Genomic DNA, 25,329 nt, shown 5'->3' with positions numbered 1-25,329 from the left:
TTAAGTTGTATGATTGCAGCATCACACGAAAATACGATACCATATAAAATTGTTTAATGCGGATAGTAGGTTATTATGGACGATAAAAGTATTGAGATGTTGTTATCAGAGAAAAAATTTATCTCAAAAAGGGATGTTGAGTTTATACGCAAACAAGCTATCGGGAATAATTCTACCTTTGACGTTGTCATAGGAAAGCTAAAAAAACTCTTTTTAGTTATGACATTGTTGAAAGTTTTATTTTTATTGATTGGGTTGGCAATTTTTATTTTAGGTGATTTCCTTGATTTTATATCATATAGTGTAGCTCTGACATTTGGTCTTATAGTTATGTATTTTATCGCTCCCATGCTATTAGGAGCGAAGTTATTCTTTGTGTCATTGAAAGAATAATGTGATTAGCGTTATTGGCTATCGTTAATTGCTTTAACTGATAAAGTATTACCGGTGCCTTCAATGGCTAATGAACCATATCCCATAGTTTTTATGTTTCTCACATAATCAGTTGGGATATGTCTAAACAGTCTCCAAGCATCAGGTTTCAGAACCATTCTTGCCATTCCATAACCTGATAATCCAATACTCATAAAGTTATAGGCTAACACACCCACTTTTTTCTCAAAGCCTAAAAATTCAGCGGTCGCTATATAACCGTTTAGCATAAAGCCTGTTGAGGAGTCAGACCCGCTTATCAGATTTTTAATACCTTCCTGGAAACCATTAAAGCCATGTAAAATTATTGTTGCCCCACTTATAACTCCTATCACATTCCCAGACATTACAGTCCCTGCCACTAAAGTAAATCCTGCGACAATTGTAAGTCCACTAACTACTATATTAACTCCTTGTATGACATAGCCCCAAGTATCTCGATCTTTTTTAAGTTCTATAGAGACAACAGTTTTGGCTCGTTTGGTTTTCAGCATAAGATCTTGTTCAAGGAGATGGCTGCACTCTTTATTCAAATTATCGATAGCTATCTTGCAATCAGATTCCGTTCTGGCTGATTTTATTATTTTCATCTGTTCACTAATAAAATCTTTTATTTCATTTTCAAACCTTGCCCTAACGAGAGCATCACGAAGAACAAAACGCGAAACATCTCTGGCTACCCTTAATAGCTTGTCACTGTTAGTCATTGCAATGGCTTGATAATACTCGATAAATCTACTTTTTTGATTAAGATGAATGTCCATAATGTCCCTTAATTATTTGTTGATGATCCTTATTTTCCTTCAGCGAAATTTTAATACAAATAGACAAATTAGGGAAGAGAATTGCTTATGTTTTGTGCAGGGGTTTCATGCATTTAATCATTAATCTGAGTCTGTTTTTTATCGTTGTAAATATTGCCTGGCAGAGCTACTGCAAAAAGAACACATAATGGATGTATCAATGTAAATAGCCTGTAATTTAATTTGGCAGAGCGAATAACAAATTGCTACGGATATAATGAAACTAATTGGATGTTCGAGTCAGCCTATATAATAGAATTGATTTTATGACGGGAAAATTTTCAAATGATGGCGATAGTGATCAGCAGTTTCAATTTGCTGTGGTGCATCTGTCTAACAAACCTGGTTAAGATGACAAGAATGCAGAATTCGGATTGATAATATTTTTTATCGTCAATACGTTACCTCACCGACAGTTTCATAATAAAATGCCTTTTTGGCTCTTTAGTTGCGCAATTTTTCTGTACTGATGTGTCAAAAGAGCGCGGCCATCGTTTTACGTGGCAGCCCGACAACAGGTATATTGAATAAAAAAGATTGTCGCTAATTGAGTACAGCGCATAGCCAAAGGGGAGCAGATGTTCGGCTATCATTCAGCAACACCTAAAATCCGCTTAACAACAGACCGAATGTCACTACGGTTGGTTAATGAGCGTGATGCGTATCGCATGGCGGAGTATTACGCTGAAAATCAGGCATTTCTTAAACCCTGGGAGCCGGTGCGTGATCAAAGTCATTGCATGCCTTCTGGCTGGCAGGCCCGGCTGGGAATGATAATGGAACTGCAAAAACAAGGCAGCGCCTATTATTTTATTTTGTTAGATCCAGAAGAAAAAGAAGTCCGTGGTGTGGCGAATTTTAGCAATGTGTTGCGCGGTTCGTTCCATGCCTGCTTTCTTGGCTATTCATTAGGTGAGCGCTGGCAGGGGCAGGGGCTGATGTTTGAAGCCTTACAACCCCTGATTCGCTACATGCAGCGGCAAGAGCGGATGCATCGTATTATGGCTAACTATATGCCGCATAATCATCGTAGCGGTAATTTGCTCGAACGCCTTGGATTTGAACGTGAAGGCTACGCGAAAGATTACTTATTAATTGATGGTCAATGGCGCGATCATGTGCTGACGGCTTTGACTAACAAAGAATGGACGCCAACTCGCTGAGGTCAGGATGAAACACAGTTTAAATGCACAGGAAGCCAGAGTTATTGGCTGTTTACTGGAAAAACAAGTGACCACGCCAGAGCAATATCCGATGTCACTCAATGGTGTGACGATTGCCTGTAATCAGAAAACCAACCGTGAACCAGTAATGGAGTTATCTGAATCAGAGGTGCAACAAACACTGGATTTTTTGTTGAAAAAACACCTTATCCGCACCCAAAGCGGCAATCGGGTGATGAAGTATGAGCACCGTTTTTGTAATTCAGAATTTGGCAATTTGAAGTTTTCTCCCGCTGAACTGGCCGTGATGACCACACTATTTTTGCGCGGCGCACAGACGCCGGGCGAGTTGCGTACTCGTACCAGCCGGATGTATGAGTTTTCTGATGTGGCTGAAACTGAAGAAGTACTCAATCAGTTATCTTTACGCGATGATGGGCCTTTCGTGGTGCGCTTAGCGCGCGAGCCAGGCAAACGAGAAAGCCGCTTTATGCATCTGCTCAGTGGCGATATTGCACCCCTGTCTTCAGCAGCACAAAGTGCGCCAGAAGGGGGCCGTGATCTTGAAGCCAGAGTCGCTCAGCTCGAACAGCAGGTCATGGCGCTGACTCGTCGTCTGGACGAAGTGTTGATACAGCTGGATGATTAATAAGGATGCTATGAAACAATCCGGTGTTGATAAAAAATTACGCGTCGGCATTGTCGGCCTTGGCGGCATTGCGCAAAAGGCTTATTTGCCTATTTTGACCCAAGCGCAGGACTGGCAATTGGTGGGGGCGTTTTCTCCCAATCAGATAAAAGCACAACCAGTATGTGACAGCTATCGCATGCGTTACTTCTCGCGATTGGATACCTTGGCCGCTGAATGTGATGCCATCTTCGTCCACAGCAGTACCGCGAGCCATTTTCAGGTGGTGAGCGCGTTATTGCAGGCCGGGATCCATGTTTATGTCGATAAACCATTAGCTGAAACAATTGCGCAGTCTGAGCAATTGATTGCACTGGCGGCGAAGCAACGGTTGGCGCTAATGGTGGGATTTAATCGACGTTTCGCGCCTTTATATCAGCAGCTTAAGCAGCAAATGAGTCACCCTGTATCGCTGCGCATGGAGAAACATCGGCAGAATAGTGTCGGGCCAAATGATGTCCGTTTTACCTTGCTTGATGATTATCTGCATGTGGTGGATACGGCGCTGTGGCTGGGGGGGGAGAAGGCAAAATTATTGAGTGGGGTGATACAAACAAACCCACAACAGCAGATGCTGTATGCCGAACACCATTTCCAGGCGGGGGATTGTCTGATCACCACCAGCATGCATCGCAACGGCGGAACTCAACGCGAAAGTGTGCAAGCGGTTAGCCCCGGTACCTGCTATCAGATTACGGATATGCGCCAATGGCAGCAGGAGTCCGACGGGCAAGTGATAAATTTGCCCGCACCTGGTTGGCAAACCACATTAGAACAACGAGGCTTTAGCGGGGCGGTTCATCACTTTATTGCCGCGGTCAGTAACCAGACGATACCGCAAGTGTCAGGTGAAGAGGCTATCCTCGCGCAACGAATGATAGAGATTCTGTTACAACAGCAGGTGGCGGAATAGCCGGCCAGAACTGATACAATCCATCCAATATTGGGTAGAAGCAGCGCCTGCTTATAGCAGGCGTTGATATTTACAGCGTATTTTGCAAATACAGATCGGAAAACAGATCAGAAAAACCTATGAATCTACTGAAATCACTGGCAGCTGTCAGTTCAATGACCATGTTTTCCCGCGTGTTGGGCTTTGCTCGCGATGCGATTGTCGCGCGGGTTTTTGGTGCCGGTATGGCAACGGATGCCTTTTTTGTCGCATTCAAATTACCTAATTTATTGCGGCGTATCTTCGCTGAAGGGGCTTTTTCACAGGCTTTTGTACCGATTCTGGCCGAATATAAAAGCCAGCAAGGTGAGGAAGCAACCCGGACATTTGTTGCCTATGTCTCCGGTTTATTAACGCTTATTCTGGCAGTGGTGACAGTATTGGGGATGCTGGCTGCACCCTGGGTCATTTTTATTACTGCGCCCGGCTTCACCGACACACCAGACAAATTTGCATTAACTTCTGCATTACTGCGAGTGACATTCCCTTATATCTTGCTGATTTCGTTAGCATCGCTGGTGGGGGCGATTCTTAATACCTGGAACCGCTTTTCAATTCCGGCGTTTGCTCCAACCTTTCTGAATATCAGCATGATAGGTTTTGCACTCTTCGCTGCACCTTACTTCAATCCACCAGTCATGGCACTGGCTTGGGCGGTGGTGGTCGGGGGAGTACTGCAATTGGGCTACCAGCTTCCTCATCTGAAAAAGATAGGTATGTTGGTATTGCCTCGGTTATCGCTGCGAGATGCCGGTGTATGGCGAGTAATGCGCCAAATGGGGCCTGCTATTCTGGGTGTGTCCGTGAGCCAGATCTCCCTGATTATCAATACCATTTTTGCATCATTCCTGGTCTCAGGCTCGGTGTCATGGATGTATTATGCTGACCGCTTGATGGAGTTCCCCTCCGGTGTGCTGGGAGTTGCATTGGGGACTATCTTGTTGCCTTCATTGGCAAAAAGCTTCTCCAGCGGCAATCATGATGAATATTCTAAGTTGATGGATTGGGGGTTGCGCCTGTGTTTCCTGCTGGCATTGCCAAGTGCGGTGGCTTTGGGCATTTTAGCCAAACCATTGGTTGTTTCATTATTCCAATACGGGAAATTCAGTGCGTTTGATGCGCTGATGACACAACGTGCGCTGGTGGCCTATTCAGTCGGATTGATGGGGTTGATTGTTGTAAAAGTACTGGCCCCAGGTTTTTACTCACGTCAGAACATAAAAACACCGGTCAAAATCGCCATTATTACGCTGATAATCACTCAAGTTATGAACCTGATTTTCATCGGGCCACTTAAACATGCCGGTTTATCACTGTCGATTGGTTTGGGGGCTTGTCTGAATGCGAGCTTGTTATATTGGCAGTTACGTAAGCAGAAGATTTTTCAGCCGCAACCAGGTTGGGCGGTGTTCCTGACTAAATTGGTGATTGGTGTGGTGGTGATGTCAGTGGTGTTGCTAGGGTTATTGTGGGTCATGCCTGACTGGGATGTCGGGGGTATGGCTTATCGCCTACTACGGCTTTCTGCTGTTGTGACTGCGGGGGTGATTGCCTACTTTGCAGCACTTGCTTTGCTTGGATTTAAATTGCGCGATTTTGCTCGCAGAACGAACTGATTCTTTAGTAACACAAAAGGCACCTTTTGGGTGCCTTTGAGGTGATTGACGCAATAACAAACTACATCCGTTCAACCGTTTGAATACCTAAGGTATCCAGCCCTTGTTTCAGGGTTTTTGCTGTTAGCATGGCCAGTTTCAGGCGGCTCTGACGGCTTTCTTCGCTATCAGCATTCAGGATTTGGCAATGCTCGTAGAAGCTGGAGAACAAACCGGCCAGGTCATATAGATAAGAACACATCACATGCGGTGTCCCTTCACGGGCCACGGTAGTGATGACCTCTTCAAACTGCAACAAGCGGGTAGCTAGTGCAGCTTCGCGGTCTTCTGTGATCACTAACGGCAAGGTCAGGTTACTTTCATCAATACCAGCGCGCTTAAATACTGAAACCACACGGGTATAGGCATATTGCATGTAAGGCGCAGTATTGCCATCCAGTGCCAGCATGTTATCCCAGTCAAAGATATAGTCAGTGGTGCGGCTTTTTGACAGGTCGGCATACTTCACGGCACCAATACCAACAGCTTCAACCACTTGCTTGAGTTCATCCGCAGGCATATCCGGGTTTTTCTCGGCAATCAGTTTACCCGCACGCTCGATGGCTTCATCCAGCAAATCGGAAAGTTTGACTGTACCGCCGGAGCGGGTTTTAAATGGTTTGCCATCTTTGCCCAGCATCATGCCAAACATATGATGCTCTAATGGAACAGATTCCGGCACATAACCAGCTTTACGGACGATAGTCCAGGCCTGCATCAGATGTTGGTGCTGACGACTGTCGATGTAATACAACACACGGTCTGCGCCTAGTGTTTCATAACGGTATTTGGCACAGGCGATGTCGGTGGTGGTGTAGAGATAGCCGCCATCTTTTTTCTGGATAATGACGCCCATAGGTTCGCCATCTTTATTTTTGTATTCATCCAGATAGACAACGGTCGCACCTTCGCTTTCCACTGCCAGCCCTTTGGCTTTCAGGTCAGCCACAATCTCAGGCAACATGGCGTTATACAGGCTTTCACCCATCACATCATCTTTGGTCAGGGTGACATTCAGGCGGTCGTAAGCAATTTGGTTTTGCGCCATGGTGATATCCACCAATTTACGCCACATCTGACGGCAATATTCGTCACCGCTTTGCAGTTTCACCACATAAGCGCGGGCACGCTTGGCAAATTCTTCATCTTCATCATAGGTTTTCTTGGCTTGCTGATAGAAAAGCTCCAAATCCGATAAGCCCATGTCGCTGGCATTTTCGTTTTGCATTTTTTCCAGATAAGCAATCAGCATACCGAACTGGGTGCCCCAGTCGCCGACGTGGTTGGCACGAATAACATTGTGGCCCAGGAACTCTAAAGTCCGTACCGCAGCATCACCGATGATGGTCGAGCGCAAGTGACCAACATGCATCTGTTTAGCCACATTAGGTGCAGAATAGTCAACCACAATAGTTTGTGGCTCAACTGGCTGAACGCCCAGTTTAGGGGCCTTCAGCGCTTCTTCTACTTTGCTGGCAACCCATTGACGATCAAGGAAGATATTGATAAAACCGGGGCCTGCAATTTCGACTTTGCTGGCAATACCGTCAAGATCGAGCAGTTCAATGACTTTTTCTGCCAGTTGTCGGGGCTGCATGCCAAGTTTTTTGGCAATGGCCATCACACCGTTAGCTTGATAATCGCCAAATTGAGCTTTGGCAGATTGGCGAACCTGAGGTTCGCTGCCTGCTGGAGCACCTGCTGCAATCAGCGCCTGGCTGACTTTATCTGAGAGAAGAGCCTGAATATTCACCGGGTTACCTTAATTACGCACAAAAAACATATTAATGACGCACACGAGCATCTCTGTGCCAGTTAATTCAAACGGGGCCAAAAAACCTGTCACGCCAGCAGCGGGAAGGTTTGGCAGAGCGTGAGTCACAAGATGGCAGGATTTATACCATATTTGGCCCCCGACGTCAGCATCAGGCCGGTGGTTACTGTCATAAATGGAATAGCGGATTATTGTGTGTATGTACCCTGGATAATTCGAGTGAGCGAGAGCAGCCAACGCGCATGCAGCTTGAAGAATGACGGGGATAGATTAAATATGGCTGATTAGAACTAATAACTGTAGATTATGGCCGCTTCAGTGCCGGAAATAACAGTTAACAGGAGAATAAAATGAGCAGCCTGAAAGATATCGTCGAATTATCGGACTTATTCACAGACTTGCCCTATTTTGAACAAAAGCTGGTTGTTTTCGCGGCTAAATTAAATCTGGATTTGACGCAATTCAGTGCTGACCATATTTCATTGCGCTGTCATCAAACAGAAACGGCACAACGCTGGCGCAGTGGTTTACAGCAATGTGGCAATTTGATGTCCGAAACACAAATTAATGGCCGATCTATTTGTTTGTTCGATTTAACGCCACCACTAGTTGTTGGGCCTTGGCAAATAGATTGTGTGGAATTACCTTATCCGGGGAAAACATATTATCCCCATGAAGGGTGGGAACATGTTGAACTGGTACTACTGGGTGACCCACAAACCTTGATGCAGCGGGCACGCGCCTTATTACCGACGACCCTGCCAGAGGGGGTTAGGACTAAGTTTAGTTCTCCGCAAGGCGAGCATGAGCGCTTAGCCAATCCAACATTTGCGGTGAGTGATGGTGAGATAACCATTAAGTTTCACCCTTATACTTTGCGGCAAATTGTAGCTAGTGAGCGTAATGGCTAACGTATATGGGTTATTTATTTCGATACCGACTATCACTTATGGTTATCACTGTGACTGGCGTCTACTCATGGATTCAAAATGAGTGCCATAGTGAATGCCTCAGTGTGCTTGATTAACGCTTTTTTAGTGTGAGACATTATTTAGCCTGTTATTTAGTCGATTAACTATTAAGCCGATATTTATATGCTGAGAAGTCATAGGGTATTTACTGCCGCAGTGGCATCCGTCAAACGGGGGAGAGAATGACTAAATTGGAAATTTGTTGCTATAGCGTGGATTGCGCGCAAATAGCAGAAAAGGCAGGAGCCGACCGGATTGAATTATGCTGCGGTCAGTCCGAAGGGGGCTTAACGCCGAGCATCGGTGCATTAATGCAGGCCAGAGAGACGGTTACCATTCCCGTTCACCCAATCGTCCGCCCGCGCGGGGGGGATTTTTGCTACAGCGACAATGATTTCGCCATCATTAAAAATGATATTGCCAGAATCCGTGATATGGGGTTTGCCGGGGTGGTCGTGGGCGCGCTGGATATTGATGGTCACATTGATATGCGCCGGATGCGAGAAATTATGTCTATTAGTGGCTCATTGGCGGTCACTTTCCATCGAGCATTTGATATGTGTCAGAACCCAATGATTGCGTTACAACAATTAGCGGATCTGAATGTGGCGCGAATTTTAACCTCAGGTCAGCAACAGAATGCTGAGTTGGGGCTGGCATTATTGAAAGATTTAGTTGCCGCCACTCAGGGGCAAGGACCGATTATCATGGCCGGGGCGGGGGTTCGTCTCACGAATATGCAGAAATTTATTGATGCCGGTATTCGGGAGCTTCACAGCTCTGCTGGCCGAACTGTGCCGTCAACGATGAAATACCGCAAAGCGGGTGTGACAATGTGCGCTGACAGCGATGTTGATGAGTTTGCTCATTATTGTGTAGACGGTGAAGTGGTTGAAGCGATGAAAAGTTTGTTGGTGATGGGTGCGCCGTTACCACAATCTGCTTAGATTTTGCGCATTTGCAGTGGTAAAGTTGTCAATGCCCCGGCCAATCCGACCGGGGTTTTTTTATGGTTTACGGGCGATGAGTACCGCTCGGAGTGGGGCCGGATAACCTTCAACCGTTTTAGTGGGATCGTTCGGATCGAGGAATTCAGCTAATGACTCACTGGTCATCCAATCGGTACGGCGTTGCTCATCGGTAGTGGTCACGGCCATATCGGCAATTCTGACATCGACAAACCCACATTTTTCCAGCCAGGCTTTCAGGGCTGGGGCCGAGGGAATAAAATACACATTCCGCATCTGAGCATACCGATCACCGGGCACTAATACCTGCTGGCTATCACCTTCGACCACTAAGGTCTCAAGCACCAGTTCTCCCTCATTAACCAACTGATTTTTAAGTTGATAGAGGTGATCCAACGGTGAACGGCGATGATACAGCACGCCCATTGAGAATACGGTATCAAAGGCCGCCAGTTCCGGCAGTTGTTCAATACCTAATGGCAACACATGGGCTCGCTGGTCACCCCCAAGCAATTTACGAATAGCTTCAAACTGGCATAAAAATAGCTGCATTGGGTCGATTCCCACCGCCAGATGTGCACCTTCACCAATCATGCGCCATAAGTGATACCCGCTGCCACACCCGACATCCAGAATAGTGCGACCTGCTAGTGGACTGATGTGTGGCAAAACTCGCTGCCATTTCCAGTCGGAACGCCATTCAGTGTCAATATCTAACCCATACAAAGAGAAGGGACCTTTGCGCCAGGGCATCAGGGCGCGCAACATGTTTTCCATCCCTTCACGTTGCCCCGCTGAAATCGGCGGAGTCATCTCTGCCCGCACACCCTCGCGTAAATCCAGCGAGGTTGGCGTGAGCTGCGGCAAGTGCTCAACAGCGTTAAACCAAGTTTTAAACTTACCGTGTAATGATTCGCGCTGCCAGGCACTGAGCTGAGCGGGCAGGGTGTCTAGCCATGGGCTTAGCGGGCCTTTGGCAATCAGCCGGTAAAAATCGCCAAATTCAATCATTGAGCCTCTCCCGCTTTCAGGGCAATTAACGAACCAAAATTAAAACATTGGAACCACACTTCCGCGTGCTCGAAACCGGCCTGATGCAGACGCTTTTTATGGGTTTCAACCGAATCCGTCAGCATGACATTCTCCAGCATGCTACGTTTCTGACTGATTTCCAGCTCGCTATAGCCATTCGCACGCTTAAAATCATGATGCATATTGAACAGTAATTCACCAACATCATTATCTTCAAAGTTGAACTTCTCTGACAGCACCAAGGCACCACCTGGGCGTAGCCCTTGGTATACCTGATTGAGCAGCCGTTGGCGATCCGCTGGCTCAAGGAATTGCAGCGTGAAGTTAAGCACCACCATTGAGGCATTCTCAAGCTGGATATCCAGAATATCGGACTCCACCACGTCTACTGGCGTTTCTGCCCGGAAGGCATCGATATGACGGCGGCAGCGTTCAACCATTGCCGGTGAGTTATCCACGGCAATAATTTTACAGCCTTCGACTTTGATATTACGCCGCATTGACAGTGTTGCCGCACCGAGTGAGCAGCCAAGATCGTAAATCTGGCTATTGGGTTGCACAAAACGCTCAGCCAGCATGCCTATCATCGAGATGATGTTGGAATAGCCGGGCACCGATCGGCTTATCATATCAGGGAAGACTTCAGCGACCTTTTCGTCGAAAGTCCAGTCACCTAACTTGGCAATAGGGGCAGCAAACAGGCTATCACGCTGTGGCGCTGTTGGCCCAGGTTGCTGTTGCGTATCGTGTAGAGATTGCGTTTCGCGTTTTGGCATGGCTGTCATTGACTAAGTAAGAAATGAACAAGAAATTAAAGGCGCGTATTATAACAGAAAACAGAACAAATGAGCGCGATAAAGCGCGAGTGGATAGTAGAGAGGTGAGGGCAGGCATGAAGGCGGCAATTAGCCGCCCGAACTAACTGTGTTCCGTTTGGGAACCGAGCAACAATCCGAACAGGCCTATTAGGTCAGGCTGAAAATCTGATCCCAAGGCAGGTAGTAAATATTAGCAATAATCATCAAAACCAACGAAACATAGGTGGCGCTCATCCCGGAGCGGCGCCAGCGAATTTCGCGATGACGTAAACCATAATAATGTAGCAGGCGGCCAACTATCAGCATCAATCCACAGATATGGAGCATCCATGTTTCAGCACCGTTCATTTCCATCATAATGAGTAAAATGACAGCAATAGGAATATATTCCACAGCGTTGCCATGTACACGGATGGCGGTTTGTAATTCATAAAAACCACCGTCGCCATAAGCGACTCGGTACTGATTTCTCAATTTAACTACATCAAATGAAAGCTTGATCAATAACAGTGCGCCCAACACCACATAAAGCGAGCTAACCATTTTTAACTCCATTGCCCAACATAGACTGGCCAGATAATGATAACCGCCTACCGTGTTACTGTCGCTAGAAAAATGGTAGGAATCACATTTCTTGATACTCGGTTTAGTGTTTGGAATGATGAACTTGTAAGACAGGGATAAACATGACCTGTAGGTAGTGCTGTGTTTGGGTGAAAAATGCACAGTCAGGGTTAAAACAGCGTATCTTGTTCCGGCCAATCTGGGGCTGGGGGTAAGGTGGCAATCACTGTGGCTAATTGCTGCCAAATCTTTTGTGCTTGTTGGGGGGAGTCGCTGTTATCTGGTGTGTGAATGAAAACATAGGGCTGATACTGTTGTTCCCATAGCGGTAGTTTTTGCAACCAAGGCGCAAACAATGCCAGGTTATCCTCCCATTGGTCACCACCAATAAAGCGTACCAACGGCTGACTGCCGGTGACGATCGCGTGCACAGGAAGGCGCGGTTTTTTACTTTGCGCGTCACGAACCGCTTCAGTGAGAGGCTTCGCCGCGTGAATAGGGCGGCTATCAAGCATCACTCGATTGACTGCTCGCTGGTGCAAGCCTTGGTTGAGCGCGCGTTCGGCATCACCTTTGGCAAAAAATTCTGGGTGACGCACTTCCACGCCATAATGGAAACCCGCCGGCAATTTATCAATAAATTGCCATAAACGATTGAGGTCATTTGGCCCGAAAGCGGCGGGTAGCTGTAACCATAATTGTCCAATCCGATCATGCAGCGGGGACAGACATTGGTAAAAGGCTTGCAGATCCTTATCACAGTCACGCAGAGCCGCTTGATGGCTGATAGTCGCCGGGAATTTAAAGCAAAAGCGGAAGTTATCGGGCGTCATATTGCGCCAGCGTTGTACTATTTCCAGCCGTGGCAGTGCATAAAAAGTAGTATTCCCTTCAACACAGTTAAAGTAGCGGCTGTAATCAGCCAAGTCCTTGATACCCAAACGGTTCCAGCTTGGGTGTTGCCATTGCGGCAGTCCTATATACATCTTTTACCCTTCTTACTTGGCGCTACAGCGTTGTTAGCTGCATTCACGCACCCGAATCACTGACCAACGTCAGCTCATCGGGATTTATTCATTTGCTGCCTAGCTGTAACACCAATTAATTTGGGTAAACTCTTCTTACTTGGCGCTACAAGTCCGCAGTTAGCACAAATTTAACGTTACGCGCTCAGGGCTGCAAGGATCTCGATACTGTTGCGTACGCGGGAGATGCGGGGGAAGATTTTTTCAACCGCGAATTGCTGCATTTCAGTGCTGGCAGTACTGCAACCATCTTCTGCAATCACTAGTTCATAACCGTGCTCCCAGGCGGCGCGGGCGGTGGATTCAACGCCAATATTGGTGGCAATTCCCGCCAGCACTATGGTTTTGATCCCGCGGCGACGCAGTTGTAAATCTAAATCGGTACCGTAAAACGCCCCCCATTGGTGTTTTATTACTTTGATATCGCTATCTGTAACTGCAAGTTCTGACGGGAAAGTCCACCATGACTCAGGTAAACCACCTGCCGGACTTGGGCTAGGTTGGTCGACCGGTTGTTTCAGCGCCTCAGCAAATGAATCTGACCAACCCACGCGCACGAAAACCACAGGGGCACCGAGCTTACGAAAGCGTTCTGCCAGGCCAGCATTGGTCGCGACGACCTGCTCTGCACTGTAAGGGCCTTTAGCAAAGGGTAAAATTCCCTGTTGCAAATCAATTAGTACCAATGCGGTGGTTTTTGCATCAAGTTTCATGGTGTTATGCCTCGGTATCATTGGATAAATTCTGGACGATAAACTTAATCTGCTGACCAGTTTATGCCAACATATGTTATCGGGACGTCCTTGTGAGGAGATAATTTTGTTAAATGATGTGTTAAAACAGTACTGAAAGAGGTTTTGTCGTGCCTGAGCTGTGCGTTCGCTCTTATCTACGCCACGAATTTCCTTTATAATGACCCCCTTTTTTCAACACTCTTTAATCCAAAATACCTATGCCTATATATGAATATGCGTGTAGCGCTTGCAACCATCGATTAGAGAAATTGCAAAAATTTTCCGACGCGCCACTGACTCAATGTCCTGCGTGTCATCAGCCCGCGTTATCGAAACTTATCTCTGCGGCCGGCTTTCAATTGAAAGGCACCGGTTGGTACGCGACAGATTTCAAGCCGGGCAGTAACAGCAAACCAGATAATAAAAGTAAACCAGACAGTAGTAGCTGAGGCTCAAATTAGGGCTCATCAGAAAATAGCCGCACGGGCAGTGCATAACGCGTGCGGCATCGGCTGAGTAAAAGGATATTGTATGCGTACTGAGTATTGCGGGCAGTTGAATCTGTCCCATGTTGGCCAAGAAGTGACACTTTGTGGTTGGGTTAACCGTCGTCGTGATCTCGGTGGCCTGATTTTTATTGATATGCGTGACCGCGAAGGCATTGTTCAGGTATTCTTCGATCCCGACCATAAAGCAGCTTACGAGCAAGCTTCTGAACTGCGCAATGAGTTCTGTATCCAGATTACCGGTACTGTGCGCGCACGTCCTGACAGCCAAATCAACAAAGATATGTCGACCGGTGAAGTGGAAATCTTTGCCAATACACTGAATATTATCAACCGTTCTGAGCCGTTGCCACTGGACTCAAATCAGACTAACAGCGAAGAGCAGCGCCTGAAATATCGCTATCTGGATTTGCGTCGCCCTGAGATGGCCGATCGCCTGAAAACGCGCGCTAAAATTACCAGCTTTGTGCGCCGCTTCATGGACAGCCATGGTTTCCTGGATATTGAAACCCCGATGCTGACCAAAGCGACGCCGGAAGGTGCGCGTGACTATCTGGTGCCAAGCCGTGTACATAAAGGCAAGTTCTATGCACTGCCACAGTCCCCGCAGTTGTTCAAACAATTGCTGATGATGTCTGGTTTTGATCGCTACTATCAGATTGTAAAATGCTTCCGTGATGAAGATTTACGTGCTGACCGTCAGCCAGAATTTACTCAGATCGATGTTGAAACCTCTTTCATGACCGCCGACCAAGTGCGTGAAGTGATGGAGAAACTGGTGCGCGAATTGTGGCAGGAAACCAAAGGTGTCGATCTCGGTGATTTCCCGGTGATGACCTTTGCCGAAGCTATGCGTCGCTACGGTTCTGATAAGCCGGATCTGCGCAACCCAATGGAATTGGTGGATGTCGCTGATTTAGTTAAAGATGTAGAGTTTAAAGTCTTCTCCGGCCCAGCCAATGATGCCAAAGGCCGTGTCGCAGCATTGCGCGTGCCGGGTGGCGCGCAGGTCACGCGTAAGCAAATTGATGAATACGGTCAGTTTGTCGGTATTTATGGTGCGAAAGGCTTGGCATGGTTGAAAGTTAATGATCGTGCTGCTGGCGTTGAGGGGGTACAAAGCCCAATCGCGAAGTTCCTCAGTGCTGATGTGTTGGAAGCTATTCTGGCCCGCACTCAGGCTGAAAGCGGCGATATCCTGTTCTTTGGTGCTGACAGCTTTAAAGTGGTGACGGATGCGATGGGCGCGTTGCGTCTAAAAGTCGGCCGTGACCTGGCATTGACCAAACTGGATTCATGGGCACCGTTGTGGGTCGTTGACTTCCCAATGTTCGAAGACGATAGCGAAGGCGGCTTGTCTGCCATGCATCATCCGTTCACTGCACCTAAAGACATGAGCCCGGAGCAACTGGCTGCGGCACCGACTACCGCTATCGCCAATGCTTACGATATGGTCATTAACGGCTACGAAGTGGGTGGCGGTTCAGTGCGTATTCACCGCACTGAAATGCAGCAACAAGTGTTTGGTATTCTGGGCATCAATGAAGAAGAACAGCGTGAGAAGTTTGGCTTCCTGCTGGATGCATTGAAATTCGGTACCCCACCACATGCGGGCCTGGCTTTTGGTTTGGATCGTCTGGTTATGCTGTTGACCGGTACTGATAACATTCGTGATGTTATTGCCTTCCCGAAAACCACGGCTGCGGCTTGTCTGATGACTGATGCGCCAAGTTTTGCCAATCCTGCTTCACTGCAAGAGCTGTCTATCAGCGTGGTAGCGAAGAAAGGGGCCACTGATAGCTCGGCAGAAGAGAATCAGTAATGAATTATAAGCGGCCTGAGTCTATTTTGGCGGTGATCTACGCCAGAAACAGTGGCCGGGTGTTGATGTTACAACGGCGTGATGATCCTGATTTTTGGCAGTCGGTCACCGGCAGTCTGGAAGGTGATGAAACGCCGTTGGAAACCGCCCAGCGCGAAGTAAAGGAAGAAGTCGGCATTGATATACTGGGTGAAAATCTGGAGCTGTTCGACTGCCAGCGCTGTGTGGAATTTGAACTCTTTGTGCATTTGCGCCGTCGCTATGCGCCGGGTGTTACGCGCAATAAAGAACATTGGTTCTGTTTGGCGTTACCCGAAGAGCGGGATGTTGTGATTACCGAACATCTTGCTTACCAGTGGCTAGATGCTGCGGATGCCGCAGCATTGACTAAGTCCTGGAGTAATCAGCATGCGATTGAAGAGTACGTTCTTTATTCAGTCTAGTTAGGCTATTTTGGAGATACTTATTTATGGCAGGTCATAGTAAATGGGCCAACACAAAACACCGCAAAGCGGCACAGGATGCCAAGCGCGGTAAGATTTTCACTAAAATTATTCGTGAGTTGGTAACCGCTGCACGCCTGGGCGGTGGTGATCCTGGTGCGAACCCACGGTTACGTGCAGCTATCGATAAAGCGCTGTCAAATAATATGACACGCGACACCCTGAACCGCGCAATTGCTCGTGGTGTGGGTGGTGATGAAGATAACAATATGGAAACCATCATTTACGAAGGCTATGGCCCAGGCGGCACTGCCGTAATGGTTGAATGCTTAAGTGATAACCGTAACCGTACCGTATCTGAAGTTCGCCATGCATTCACCAAAACCGGTGGTAATCTGGGGACTGATGGTTCGGTGTCTTATCTATTCACCAAAAAAGGTGTTATTTCCTATGCACCGGGTTTGGAAGAAGATGCGGTGATGGATGCAGCACTGGAAGCGGGTGCTGATGATATCGTGGTCTATGATGATGGCGCTATTGATGTGTTTACTGCCTGGGAATCTCTCGGCGCGGTGAAAGATGCACTGGATGCTACCGGTCTGGTTGCCGAAGGCGCTGAAGTCTCTCTTATTCCATCAACCAAAGCCGAACTTGATGCAGAAACTGCGCCAAAACTGCTGCGTCTGATTGATATGCTGGAAGACTCAGATGATGTGCAAGAGGTTTATCACAACGGTGAAATCTCTGATGAAGTGGCAGCAACACTGTAAGTCAGTGTGTTTTTATTCTGCTATTTAGCTCTATTTTAATAGCCTAAATAATTCGAGTTGTAGTAAGGCTGCCAACACACATGCCGCTTGAAGTATGACGGGTATAACACTGGCCACATTTTGTGGCCGGTGCCATTAGAAGCACTGAACAAGGTGAATAAACTGGTATGGCGATCGTATTAGGCATCGACCCCGGTTCCCGTGTCACCGGTTATGGCGTAATTCGCCAACAAGGTCGTCAGCTCACCTATCTGGGCAGTGGCTGCATCCGCACTGTCGTTGATGATATGCCTACTCGCCTGAAGTTGATTTATGCAGGTGTCACTGAAATTATCACTCAGTTCCAACCCGATTTTTTTGCGATCGAACAAGTGTTTATGGCGAAAAACCCGGACTCGGCCTTAAAACTGGGGCAGGCGCGAGGAGCGGCAATTGTTGCGGCGGTAAACCTGAATTTACCGGTTTCCGAATATGCCGCTCGTCAGGTTAAACAGACGGTAGTAGGCACAGGTGCGGCGGAAAAAAGCCAGGTTCAGCACATGGTGCGCTCACTGTTGAAACTTCCTGCAAACCCTCAGGCAGATGCCGCTGATGCGCTGGCAATTGCCATAACCCATTGCCATCTTAGTCAAAATACCCTGCGTTTGGGCAATGCCCAAATGGTGTTGGCGCGCGGCAGGCTTCGCTGACTGGTATTTTAATGCGAGCAGGTTAACTGTTATTGTAGGCTGGATATCCATCCAGCCTTTTTTATGCTATAAACAGCCATTATGGTTATACCCGAATGTGGGTAAACGAGGAGAGAGTCAACGTGATAGGGCGCCTCAGAGGTATTATTCTGGAAAAACAGCCACCCCTGGTGCTGCTGGAAACTAACGGTGTTGGCTATGAAATCCAACTACCTATGACCTGTTTTTATGAGCTGCCAGATATTGGGCAGGAAGCCATTATCTTTACCCAGTTTGTGGTTCGCGAGGATGCTCAACTACTATACGGTTTTAATGATAAACAGGAACGAGCACTGTTTCGTGAATTAATAAAAGTGAACGGTGTGGGGCCAAAACTGGCGCTGGCCATTCTTTCTGGAATGTCTGCGCAACAGTTTGTAGCTGCGGTTGAACGCGAAGATATTACCACCTTGGTGAAATTACCGGGGGTCGGCAAGAAGACCGCTGAGCGGTTAGTGGTTGAAATGAAAGACCGCTTTAAAGGCCTCAATGGTGACTTGTTCAACAATACCGGTGATATTCAGTTGCCTGCCAGTAATTCGTCACAAATCTCAGATGCCGATATCGAAGCGGAAGCCGCTTCTGCGCTGGTGGCTTTGGGCTATAAACCACAAGAAGCTAGCCGCCTGGTGAGTAAAATAGCTAAACCGGGTGCAGATTGTGAAACCTTGATCCGTGATGCTTTGCGTGCCGCGTTATAGGTAGAGGTAGATAATGATTGAAGTAAGGGTCTAAAATGATTGAAGTAGGGGTCTAAAATGATTGAAGCAGACCGCCTGATCTCTGCGGGTGTTATCAGTGATGAAGAGAGCATTGACAGGGCTATCCGTCCGAAACTATTGGCTGAATATGTCGGGCAACCTCATGTCCGCGAGCAAATGGAAATCTTCATCCAGGCGGCGAAACAGCGCGGTGATGCGTTAGATCATGTGCTGATATTTGGCCCTCCGGGTTTAGGTAAAACCACACTGGCCAATATTGTTGCTAATGAAATGGGTGTCAATTTGCGCACCACCTCCGGCCCGGTGTTGGAAAAAGCGGGTGATTTAGCCGCTATGTTGACCAACCTGGAGCCGCATGATGTGTTGTTTATTGATGAGATTCACCGATTATCTCCAGTGGTAGAAGAAATTCTCTACCCGGCAATGGAAGATTATCAACTGGATATCATGATTGGTGAAGGCCCAGCTGCACGTTCCATCAAACTCGATCTACCGCCGTTTACCTTAATTGGCGCGACTACACGAGCCGGTTCACTGACCTCTCCACTGCGCGACCGCTTTGGTATTGTGCAGCGGCTTGAGTTCTATCAAGTTGCTGATTTAGAACATATTGTCTCGCGCAGTGCCAAGTGCTTGGGCCTGGAATTGACTCCGGAAGGTGCGCACCAGTTGGCACGCCGCTCCAGAGGGACGCCACGTATCACTAACCGTTTGTTGCGCCGGGTGCGTGACTTCGCTGAAGTGAGGGCTGATGGGGCGATCAACGGCGATGTGGCGATGAAAGCGCTGGATATGCTGAATGTTGATGCTGAAGGATTCGATTTTATGGATCGAAAACTTTTGCTAGCGGTCATCGATAAGTTTATGGGGGGGCCGGTGGGGCTGGATAACCTCGCTGCGGCAATTGGTGAAGAGCGGGAAACCATTGAAGATGTTCTGGAGCCGTATTTAATCCAGCAAGGTTTTATTCAGCGCACTCCGCGCGGGCGTATTGCTACCAATCACGCTTATAAACATTTTGGTATCACCCGCGAAGAGTAAGCCTCTTTGATGCAGGGCTGCGCTATTGTCAGCCCTGATAAGTGAGATCCTCAGGCTACTGCATCCTCCTTGGCCGATGAATTAATCATTCGGTTAAGCCATGGGATAAGTAGCGCCATAACTAACGCAATCACCAGTGTGACCATACCAATTTTGCCAAACACATCGGTGTAGATAGGTAAGGTTTCAAGTGGATCAGTCATGCCCTCAGGTGTCGCAGTAAAGGTTGCTACGTAGCCGCCAATCAGGAACGAGGCCGCCTGCGTCAGGAACCACATCCCCAGAATAAACCCCATTAAATATTGCGGTACTAACGCCGCCACCATCGCCAGGCCGAGGGCGCTTATCATCAATTCCCCCAAGCTCTGGAATAAATAAACCAGAACAATAAACCAAGGTGATGTTAGACCTTGTGCATCAGCGAACCACATTCCGGCCGCCGCTGCAGTCAGGAAACCCAGCGAACATAAAAACATACCTAAAGTAAATTTTGCAGGCATGGATAAGTCACGATTTTGGCTACCCAATCGAGTATAGATTGAGGCCAAAATAGGGCTGGCGACTACCACCCAGAATGGGTTAAGTGCCTGGAAACTAATGGGGTTGATACTGAATCCGAGGATCTCATGATGGACATTATTGATAGCAAAGAAGTTAAGTGAAGTCGGCATCTGCGCATATAAAACGTAAAATACGATCGCTTCAATCATCAGAATGAAAGCAACAAACATTTTATTACGGCCCAGTTGGTCCTGCTTCGATGCTTCTCTAAAAAAGATAAAGACGACAATCAGTGACAACGCGATTAGCACCAGATTGGCAATAAAAACATGATTCATCAACCAGGCGCAGACACATATCATCACTGCGCTGCCCAGCAGCACCAACAGCAGATTGCGCCAATTTAAGGGTTTTGTGTCGGGTTCAGAACCAATATGGCGCACCATATGACGACAGCAGAAATAGACCAGTAGGGCAAAAATCAAACCAATGCCGCATAAGTAATAGGTAACGGTATAACCAAAACGTTCGGCTATAACCGGTGCCAATGAAAGTGACAGTAAGGAGCCGATATTGATCGACATATAGAATAGAGTAAAGGCCCCATCCAACCGAGGATCTTTCGGTGGATAACATTTAGATAATAAGCTGGCTGGGTTGGCCTTGAATAAACCATTCCCCACAGCAATAGTACCTAAAGCAAAGAAAATCAGGTTCGGTTGGTACAATGATAAACCGGTGGCAAAATAACCCGCTGCCAGTACCACCGCCCCCAAGACCATGGTGCGCTTAGTCCCGAGTAGGTGGTCACCGACATATCCACCGATGGAAATCAGGCCATAAACCAACGCAGCAAAAGCACCAAAAGTGACAAATGCTTGTTCTTGCGAGAACCCAAGCTGTTTAACGAAGAAAACAGCCAGAATACCTTGTACACCGTAATAACCGAATCTCTCCCATAACTCGACAAAAAAGATCATAAAGAACGGTTTAGGTTGCTGAAGTAAACCTGTGGGGGTGGATCTTTCCATGATAAGTCGCCTCTGCGCGAATAGTCATTCGGCGTAAATTGAGAGCGTACAAGGCCCATGCAGAGACAAGTTAAGAATCTGCATAATCAATATATTGCTCAATGTTTGAAGTGTTATGCAGGGTATTACACTGCATATATATTGTATTTGTGGTTGATCACACTAATTAAAATATAAAAAACAGAATTGATGCTTGAGGGGGGATAGGGGAGGTGGTTAAGAATGGGGTTTATCAATAAAACCCCACTTAACAATTATTACCCGCGCGCTTTTTGCGACAGACTTAGGATAAACATCACTGCGGCACACAACACGACTGAAGGGCCAGCCGGGGTATCATAAAAAGCAGAGAAGGTTAAGCCACCGGTCACGGCAACAATACCAATACCAATGGCAATACCGGCCATTTGTTCTGGAGTGCGGGCAAAACGGCGTGCGGCGGCGGCAGGAATGATCAGTAAGGACGTAATAATCAGTGCGCCAACAAACTTCATCGACAAGCCAATAGTCAGTGCGGTCACCAGCATCAGCAGCATCCGGACGCGTTCTAAATTAACACCGTCTACATGAGCCAGTTCCGGGCTGATAGTCATTGATAGCAACGCTCGCCATTGCCAGCACAATATCCCGAGCACCACCACCACTCCTGCGGCTATCAACCAGATATCACTCAATGTAACCGAAAGCAGATCGCCAAATAGATAGGCCATGAGATCAACCCGCACATTATGCATCAGGCTAACCACCACTAAGCCCAAAGATAATGCACTGTGAGCCATAATCCCGAGTAGTGTGTCAACGGCCAACTGCGGGCGGCGTTCCAACCACACCAGAATCAGTGCCAGCAACATGGTCATCACGATGACAGCATAAAATGGATTCACATTGAGCAGTAAACCGAATGCAACACCTAGCAATGATGCATGCGCTAAGGTATCACCAAAATAGGACATCCGACGCCAGACAACAAAGGATCCCAGAGGCCCCGCCGCCGTTGCCAGCAATACACCTGCTAACCAGCCAGGCAACAATAATTCAATCATGCGCCACGGCTCCCACTGTTCTTCAAAATAATCTTTCCATGTAAATCATGACGATGATTATGGTGATGACGATAAACCGCTAACTGCTCAGCTCCACGTTGACCAAACATGGCGATAAACTCAGGATGAGTTGAGACCACTTCCGGAGCGCCGGAACAGCAAATATGTTGGTTAAGACATAATACTTCATCGGTTTTAGCCATCACTAAATGCAAATCATGGGACACCATCAGTACTGCACAACCGAGTTCTCTACGTAATTGTTCAATTAAATCATACAACGCGAGTTGTCCATTGACGTCAACGCCTTGCGTCGGTTCATCCAGCACCAGTAACTGTGGACGATTCAATAATGCACGGGCTAAAAGTACCCGCTGGTTTTCACCGCCGGACAGTTTTTGCATTGGCTGATCCAATAGATGAGCAGCATGAACCCGTTTTAGAGCTGGCAGAATATCCGCTTTTTTAACGCCCGGTTTCAACCGCATGAAACGGCTCACTGTTAGCGGTAATGTCGTATCCAGATGGAGCTTTTGCGGTACATAGCCGATGCGCAAACCCGGCTCACGAATAATCGAGCCGCTGGTGGGCGCAATCAGCCCTAACACCACGCGCACCAAGGTTGATTTGCCCGCGCCATTTGGCCCAAGCAGAGTAAGAATTCTTCCCGGACGCAGGGAAAGGGAAATATCATTGAGCACCCGCCGACTACCAAAAGTGACGGATATCTTATTTAGAGTTACCAGTGTGGACATTATGATTACGTTTGCAGAACCGATTGAATGTTATAATATTACGCTTAACCCATCAAAACGTCGAGAATTCGTATTATGTTACACAAAAATAAATGGCTAAAGCGCGCAATGTTGGCCAGTGCAATATTAATTGCCAATCCATTTAATATTGCTTCAGCAGCGGTCGTTACATCAGTGCGACCGTTGGGTTTTATTGCCTCAGCTATCGCTGATGGCGTATTACCGACAGAAGTCTTATTGCCCGATGGCGCATCACCGCACGATTATGCCCTGCGCCCATCAGATGTCCAGCGGTTACGTAGCGCTGACTTGGTTATTTGGGTTGGGCCGGAAATGGAAGCATTTTTATCGAAACCTCTAACGCAAGTTGCTGATAATAAACAGATAGCATTGGCGCAGTTACCTTCTGTCATGCCTTTATTGATGAAAGGTAGTGAAGATGATGAACATGAAGGGGAAGGCGACGGTCATGACCATGATCATGCTAAAGATAATCACCATGATGAGCATCATCACGGCGAATATAATATGCATATTTGGTTGTCCCCAACTATTGCCAAACAATCTGCAATTGCTATTCACGACAGATTATTGGAACTTATGCCACAAAATAAGGACAAATTAGATGCAAACCTGCGCCGATTCGAGGATCAACTAGCGCAAAATGAAAAAAATATTGCTACTATGCTAAAGCCTGCCCAAGGTAAGGGATACTTCGTTTTTCATGATGCTTATGGCTACTTTGAAAAACACTTTGGCTTGAGCCCATTAGGGCATTTTACAGTCAATCCCGAAATTCAACCTGGTGCGCAGCGTTTACATCAAATTCGAACACAGTTGGTTGAGCATAAAGCGGTATGCGTTTTTGCTGAGCCACAATTCAGGCCGGCCGTCATTAATGCTGTCGCCAAAGGAACAGACGTGCGTTCAGGCACCTTAGATCCTTTGGGGAGTGGCATAGTATTAGGTAAGGACAGCTATGTGAACTTTATGTCTCAGTTGTCGAACCAATACGTGAGCTGCCTGAAGCAAGATTAAAAGGATACTCATAAGTGCAGCAGATAGTCCGAACTATCACCTTGGCGTATAACAATCTCCCGAGGCCCCACCGTATCATGCTGGGGTCGTTGACTGTAATGACACTGGCCGTCGCTGTTTGGCGGCCTTTTGTTTATCATCCGGAACATGAGCCAATCGCCAAGAGCGTGGTATTAGATACCAGCCAAACCCGCATTTTATTACCCGAAGCCAGCGAACCCATTGATCAGCCAACTCCTGATGATGAAATCCCGCAAGACGAATTAGATGCCAAAGATGTCAGTGAAACTGGCGTCCATGAGTATGTTGTCTCAACCGGGGATACCCTGAGCAGCATTCTTACCCAATATGGCATTGATATCTCGGATGTTTCCTTACTGGCAACCCAAAACCGTGATTTGCGTAATTTGAAGATCGGGCAACAAATCTCGTGGACTGTCAATGACACCGGTGATTTGCAGCGTTTGACATGGGAAGTTTCTCGTCGAGAAACCCGCACTTATGACCGTGTAGGTAATAATTTCAAAGAAACAAAAGAGTTACAGAAAGGCGACTGGACCAATACCGTTCTTACTGGTCGGCTGGATGGCAGTTTTGTTACCAGTGCCAAAAAGGCCGGTTTGACTGGCGCAGAAATACGCGCAGTGACGAAAGCATTACAATGGCAGTTAGATTTTGCCAAGCTGCGCAAAGGTGATCAGTTCTCGGTGTTGATGTCCCGTGAAATACTCGATGGCCGCAGTGAGCAAAGCCAACTGGTCGGGGTGCGAATGCGCTCAGGTGGTAAGGATTATTACGCTATTCGTGCCGAAGACGGTAAGTTCTATGACCGCCAGGGTTCTGGCCTGGCGCGTGGCTTTATGCGTTTCCCCACCATGAAACAATTCCGCGTCTCGTCTAACTTCAATCCGCGCCGAATTAACCCAGTGACCGGGCGTATTGCACCGCACAAAGGGGTAGATTTTGCGATGCCAGTTGGTACACCGGTACTGGCTGTGGGTGATGGTGAAGTGGTTATTGCTAAGCGCAGCGGGGCGGCGGGAAATTATGTTGCTATCCGTCATGGCCGTCAGTACACCACCCGTTATATGCATTTGAAGAAGTTACTGGTGAAACCAGGCCAAAAAGTAAAACGTGGTGATCGCATCGCATTGTCAGGTAACACAGGCCGTTCCACTGGCCCGCATCTGCATTATGAATTTTGGATGAACCAGCAAGCAGTTAACCCATTGACCGCCAAGTTACCGCGCTCAGAAGGGTTAAGCGGCAAAGACCGTAGTGAATATCTGGCGCTTGCCAAACAGGTCATTCCGCAGTTGCAACTGGATTAATCGCATGCCGGTAGCTATG

General features: G+C 47.5%; 26 protein-coding genes. 16 read left to right on the top strand and 10 right to left on the bottom strand.

The window, feature by feature from the left end:
- Window positions 1–75: 75 nt before the first annotated feature.
- Window positions 76–393, top strand: a complete 318-nt coding sequence (locus QSV56_RS19515; RefSeq protein ID WP_301213385.1) for a hypothetical protein — start codon at window positions 76–78, stop codon at window positions 391–393.
- An 11-nt stretch (window positions 394–404) separates the two neighbouring features.
- Here QSV56_RS19515 and QSV56_RS19510 read toward each other — a convergent pair whose 3' ends face one another.
- Complete coding sequence (locus tag QSV56_RS19510; protein WP_046695686.1) at window positions 405–1,139, bottom strand: DUF4225 domain-containing protein; 735 nt, start codon at window positions 1,137–1,139, stop codon at window positions 405–407.
- A 674-nt stretch (window positions 1,140–1,813) separates the two neighbouring features.
- Between QSV56_RS19510 and rimJ the strand changes: the two genes are divergently transcribed.
- From rimJ to murJ, 4 genes are all read left to right on the top strand, one after another.
- A complete protein-coding gene (gene rimJ / locus QSV56_RS19505) occupies window positions 1,814–2,398 on the top strand; it encodes a ribosomal protein S5-alanine N-acetyltransferase (protein ID WP_005169134.1) in 585 nt (194 codons plus the stop codon).
- Between the two features lie 7 nt (window positions 2,399–2,405).
- Entirely contained in the window at window positions 2,406–3,047 is a 642-nt protein-coding gene (locus QSV56_RS19500; RefSeq protein ID WP_050321652.1) for a YceH family protein, read from the top strand.
- Window positions 3,040–3,999 (top strand): Gfo/Idh/MocA family protein, encoded by a 960-nt coding sequence (locus tag QSV56_RS19495; RefSeq protein WP_050870471.1) that lies wholly within the window; start codon window positions 3,040–3,042, stop codon window positions 3,997–3,999. Before QSV56_RS19500 ends, QSV56_RS19495 begins: the two co-directional genes overlap by 8 nt.
- A gap of 119 nt (window positions 4,000–4,118) precedes the next feature.
- On the top strand, window positions 4,119–5,654 hold the full coding sequence (murJ, locus tag QSV56_RS19490; protein WP_019079639.1) for a murein biosynthesis integral membrane protein MurJ: 1,536 nt from the start codon (window positions 4,119–4,121) through the stop codon (window positions 5,652–5,654).
- A 61-nt stretch (window positions 5,655–5,715) separates the two neighbouring features.
- Here murJ and argS read toward each other — a convergent pair whose 3' ends face one another.
- Window positions 5,716–7,446 (bottom strand): arginine--tRNA ligase, encoded by a 1,731-nt coding sequence (argS, locus tag QSV56_RS19485; RefSeq protein WP_046050816.1) that lies wholly within the window; start codon window positions 7,444–7,446, stop codon window positions 5,716–5,718.
- Between the two features lie 371 nt (window positions 7,447–7,817).
- On the opposite strand from argS, the gene QSV56_RS19480 reads away from it, so the two are divergent.
- Both QSV56_RS19480 and cutC read left to right on the top strand, forming a co-directional pair.
- On the top strand, window positions 7,818–8,378 hold the full coding sequence (locus QSV56_RS19480) for a VOC family protein (RefSeq protein WP_046694932.1): 561 nt from the start codon (window positions 7,818–7,820) through the stop codon (window positions 8,376–8,378).
- Between the two features lie 242 nt (window positions 8,379–8,620).
- Window positions 8,621–9,385, top strand: a complete 765-nt coding sequence (cutC, locus tag QSV56_RS19475) for a copper homeostasis protein CutC (RefSeq protein WP_046050818.1) — start codon at window positions 8,621–8,623, stop codon at window positions 9,383–9,385.
- A 60-nt stretch (window positions 9,386–9,445) separates the two neighbouring features.
- Here the strand turns inward: cutC and cmoB are convergent, their stop codons facing one another.
- The 5 genes from cmoB to QSV56_RS19450 form a co-directional block, all read right to left on the bottom strand.
- Entirely contained in the window at window positions 9,446–10,417 is a 972-nt protein-coding gene (gene cmoB, locus QSV56_RS19470) for a tRNA 5-methoxyuridine(34)/uridine 5-oxyacetic acid(34) synthase CmoB (RefSeq protein ID WP_046050819.1), read from the bottom strand.
- Window positions 10,414–11,214, bottom strand: a complete 801-nt coding sequence (gene cmoA, locus QSV56_RS19465) for a carboxy-S-adenosyl-L-methionine synthase CmoA (protein ID WP_005169166.1) — start codon at window positions 11,212–11,214, stop codon at window positions 10,414–10,416. The genes cmoB and cmoA overlap by 4 nt, the downstream gene beginning before the upstream one ends.
- Before the next feature lie 189 nt (window positions 11,215–11,403).
- Complete coding sequence (locus tag QSV56_RS19460) at window positions 11,404–11,799, bottom strand: MAPEG family protein (RefSeq protein WP_005165969.1); 396 nt, start codon at window positions 11,797–11,799, stop codon at window positions 11,404–11,406.
- Between the two features lie 191 nt (window positions 11,800–11,990).
- Window positions 11,991–12,806 carry a DUF72 domain-containing protein gene (locus tag QSV56_RS19455; RefSeq protein ID WP_301213374.1) on the bottom strand — a complete coding sequence of 272 codons (816 nt, stop codon included), beginning with the start codon at window positions 12,804–12,806 and terminating at the stop codon, window positions 11,991–11,993.
- A 176-nt stretch (window positions 12,807–12,982) separates the two neighbouring features.
- A complete protein-coding gene (locus QSV56_RS19450) occupies window positions 12,983–13,558 on the bottom strand; it encodes a hydrolase (RefSeq protein ID WP_046694934.1) in 576 nt (191 codons plus the stop codon).
- Between the two features lie 239 nt (window positions 13,559–13,797).
- On the opposite strand from QSV56_RS19450, the gene QSV56_RS19445 reads away from it, so the two are divergent.
- The 7 genes from QSV56_RS19445 (at window position 13,798) to ruvB (ending at window position 19,611) form a co-directional block, all read left to right on the top strand.
- Window positions 13,798–14,028 carry an FmdB family zinc ribbon protein gene (locus QSV56_RS19445; protein ID WP_005165975.1) on the top strand — a complete coding sequence of 77 codons (231 nt, stop codon included), beginning with the start codon at window positions 13,798–13,800 and terminating at the stop codon, window positions 14,026–14,028.
- 82 nt (window positions 14,029–14,110) lie between these two features.
- A complete protein-coding gene (gene aspS / locus QSV56_RS19440; RefSeq protein ID WP_019079632.1) occupies window positions 14,111–15,907 on the top strand; it encodes an aspartate--tRNA ligase in 1,797 nt (598 codons plus the stop codon).
- Window positions 15,907–16,350: a dihydroneopterin triphosphate diphosphatase gene (nudB, locus tag QSV56_RS19435; RefSeq protein ID WP_301213370.1), complete on the top strand. Its 444-nt coding sequence runs from the start codon at window positions 15,907–15,909 to the stop codon at window positions 16,348–16,350. The genes aspS and nudB overlap by 1 nt, the downstream gene beginning before the upstream one ends.
- A 26-nt stretch (window positions 16,351–16,376) precedes the next feature.
- A complete protein-coding gene (locus QSV56_RS19430; protein ID WP_005165984.1) occupies window positions 16,377–17,120 on the top strand; it encodes a YebC/PmpR family DNA-binding transcriptional regulator in 744 nt (247 codons plus the stop codon).
- 167 nt (window positions 17,121–17,287) lie between these two features.
- Window positions 17,288–17,809, top strand: coding sequence for a crossover junction endodeoxyribonuclease RuvC (gene ruvC, locus QSV56_RS19425; RefSeq protein ID WP_019079630.1), 522 nt, complete (start codon window positions 17,288–17,290; stop codon window positions 17,807–17,809).
- Between the two features lie 122 nt (window positions 17,810–17,931).
- Complete coding sequence (gene ruvA / locus QSV56_RS19420; protein WP_019079629.1) at window positions 17,932–18,549, top strand: Holliday junction branch migration protein RuvA; 618 nt, start codon at window positions 17,932–17,934, stop codon at window positions 18,547–18,549.
- Window positions 18,550–18,606: 57 nt separating this feature from the next.
- Window positions 18,607–19,611, top strand: coding sequence for a Holliday junction branch migration DNA helicase RuvB (gene ruvB / locus QSV56_RS19415; RefSeq protein WP_005163065.1), 1,005 nt, complete (start codon window positions 18,607–18,609; stop codon window positions 19,609–19,611).
- A 50-nt stretch (window positions 19,612–19,661) separates the two neighbouring features.
- On the opposite strand, the gene dtpB is transcribed toward ruvB, so the two are convergent.
- The 3 genes from dtpB to znuC form a co-directional block, all read right to left on the bottom strand.
- Window positions 19,662–21,143 (bottom strand): dipeptide/tripeptide permease DtpB, encoded by a 1,482-nt coding sequence (gene dtpB / locus QSV56_RS19410; protein WP_046050821.1) that lies wholly within the window; start codon window positions 21,141–21,143, stop codon window positions 19,662–19,664.
- Between the two features lie 257 nt (window positions 21,144–21,400).
- Window positions 21,401–22,186, bottom strand: coding sequence for a zinc ABC transporter permease subunit ZnuB (znuB, locus tag QSV56_RS19405; RefSeq protein WP_019079627.1), 786 nt, complete (start codon window positions 22,184–22,186; stop codon window positions 21,401–21,403).
- Complete coding sequence (gene znuC, locus QSV56_RS19400) at window positions 22,183–22,941, bottom strand: zinc ABC transporter ATP-binding protein ZnuC (protein ID WP_019079626.1); 759 nt, start codon at window positions 22,939–22,941, stop codon at window positions 22,183–22,185. The genes znuB and znuC overlap by 4 nt, the downstream gene beginning before the upstream one ends.
- A gap of 75 nt (window positions 22,942–23,016) precedes the next feature.
- Between znuC and znuA the strand changes: the two genes are divergently transcribed.
- Together znuA and mepM are read left to right on the top strand one after the other, a co-directional pair.
- The gene (gene znuA, locus QSV56_RS19395) at window positions 23,017–23,979 is read left to right on the top strand and encodes a zinc ABC transporter substrate-binding protein ZnuA (RefSeq protein WP_019083208.1); all 963 of its coding nucleotides are present in this window, start codon (window positions 23,017–23,019) and stop codon (window positions 23,977–23,979) included.
- Window positions 23,980–23,993: 14 nt separating this feature from the next.
- A complete protein-coding gene (gene mepM, locus QSV56_RS19390; protein WP_005169193.1) occupies window positions 23,994–25,310 on the top strand; it encodes a murein DD-endopeptidase MepM in 1,317 nt (438 codons plus the stop codon).
- Window positions 25,311–25,329: the final 19 nt, after the last annotated feature.

The sequence above is a fragment of the Yersinia sp. 22-579 genome (genome assembly GCF_030433455.1).
Classification (GTDB): Bacteria; Pseudomonadota; Gammaproteobacteria; order Enterobacterales; family Enterobacteriaceae; genus Yersinia; species Yersinia enterocolitica.
Note: the sequence above shows the minus strand (reverse complement) of the source record. Positions and strands in the feature narration are given on the sequence as shown.

Bases quoted from the DNA above. Each gene is read 5' to 3' on its own strand.
- QSV56_RS19480 (WP_046694932.1), top strand. From the start codon at position 7,818: ATGAGCAGCCTGAAAGATATCGTCGAATTATCGGACTTATTCACAGAC.
- QSV56_RS19450 (WP_046694934.1), bottom strand. From the start codon at position 13,558: ATGAAACTTGATGCAAAAACCACCGCATTGGTACTAATTGATTTGCAA.
- ruvC (WP_019079630.1), top strand. From the start codon at position 17,288: ATGGCGATCGTATTAGGCATCGACCCCGGTTCCCGTGTCACCGGTTAT.
- ruvB (WP_005163065.1), top strand. From the start codon at position 18,607: ATGATTGAAGCAGACCGCCTGATCTCTGCGGGTGTTATCAGTGATGAA.
- QSV56_RS19455 (WP_301213374.1), bottom strand. From the start codon at position 12,806: ATGTATATAGGACTGCCGCAATGGCAACACCCAAGCTGGAACCGTTTG.
- rimJ (WP_005169134.1), top strand. From the start codon at position 1,814: ATGTTCGGCTATCATTCAGCAACACCTAAAATCCGCTTAACAACAGAC.
- QSV56_RS19460 (WP_005165969.1), bottom strand. From the start codon at position 11,799: ATGGTTAGCTCGCTTTATGTGGTGTTGGGCGCACTGTTATTGATCAAG.
- znuC (WP_019079626.1), bottom strand. From the start codon at position 22,941: ATGTCCACACTGGTAACTCTAAATAAGATATCCGTCACTTTTGGTAGT.
- nudB (WP_301213370.1), top strand. From the start codon at position 15,907: ATGAATTATAAGCGGCCTGAGTCTATTTTGGCGGTGATCTACGCCAGA.
- aspS (WP_019079632.1), top strand. From the start codon at position 14,111: ATGCGTACTGAGTATTGCGGGCAGTTGAATCTGTCCCATGTTGGCCAA.
- cmoA (WP_005169166.1), bottom strand. From the start codon at position 11,214: ATGCCAAAACGCGAAACGCAATCTCTACACGATACGCAACAGCAACCT.
- QSV56_RS19515 (WP_301213385.1), top strand. From the start codon at position 76: ATGGACGATAAAAGTATTGAGATGTTGTTATCAGAGAAAAAATTTATC.
- QSV56_RS19430 (WP_005165984.1), top strand. From the start codon at position 16,377: ATGGCAGGTCATAGTAAATGGGCCAACACAAAACACCGCAAAGCGGCA.
- cutC (WP_046050818.1), top strand. From the start codon at position 8,621: ATGACTAAATTGGAAATTTGTTGCTATAGCGTGGATTGCGCGCAAATA.
- QSV56_RS19445 (WP_005165975.1), top strand. From the start codon at position 13,798: ATGCCTATATATGAATATGCGTGTAGCGCTTGCAACCATCGATTAGAG.
- QSV56_RS19495 (WP_050870471.1), top strand. From the start codon at position 3,040: ATGATTAATAAGGATGCTATGAAACAATCCGGTGTTGATAAAAAATTA.
- dtpB (WP_046050821.1), bottom strand. From the start codon at position 21,143: ATGGAAAGATCCACCCCCACAGGTTTACTTCAGCAACCTAAACCGTTC.
- znuA (WP_019083208.1), top strand. From the start codon at position 23,017: ATGTTACACAAAAATAAATGGCTAAAGCGCGCAATGTTGGCCAGTGCA.
- znuB (WP_019079627.1), bottom strand. From the start codon at position 22,186: ATGATTGAATTATTGTTGCCTGGCTGGTTAGCAGGTGTATTGCTGGCA.
- QSV56_RS19510 (WP_046695686.1), bottom strand. From the start codon at position 1,139: ATGACTAACAGTGACAAGCTATTAAGGGTAGCCAGAGATGTTTCGCGT.
- murJ (WP_019079639.1), top strand. From the start codon at position 4,119: ATGAATCTACTGAAATCACTGGCAGCTGTCAGTTCAATGACCATGTTT.
- cmoB (WP_046050819.1), bottom strand. From the start codon at position 10,417: ATGATTGAATTTGGCGATTTTTACCGGCTGATTGCCAAAGGCCCGCTA.
- QSV56_RS19500 (WP_050321652.1), top strand. From the start codon at position 2,406: ATGAAACACAGTTTAAATGCACAGGAAGCCAGAGTTATTGGCTGTTTA.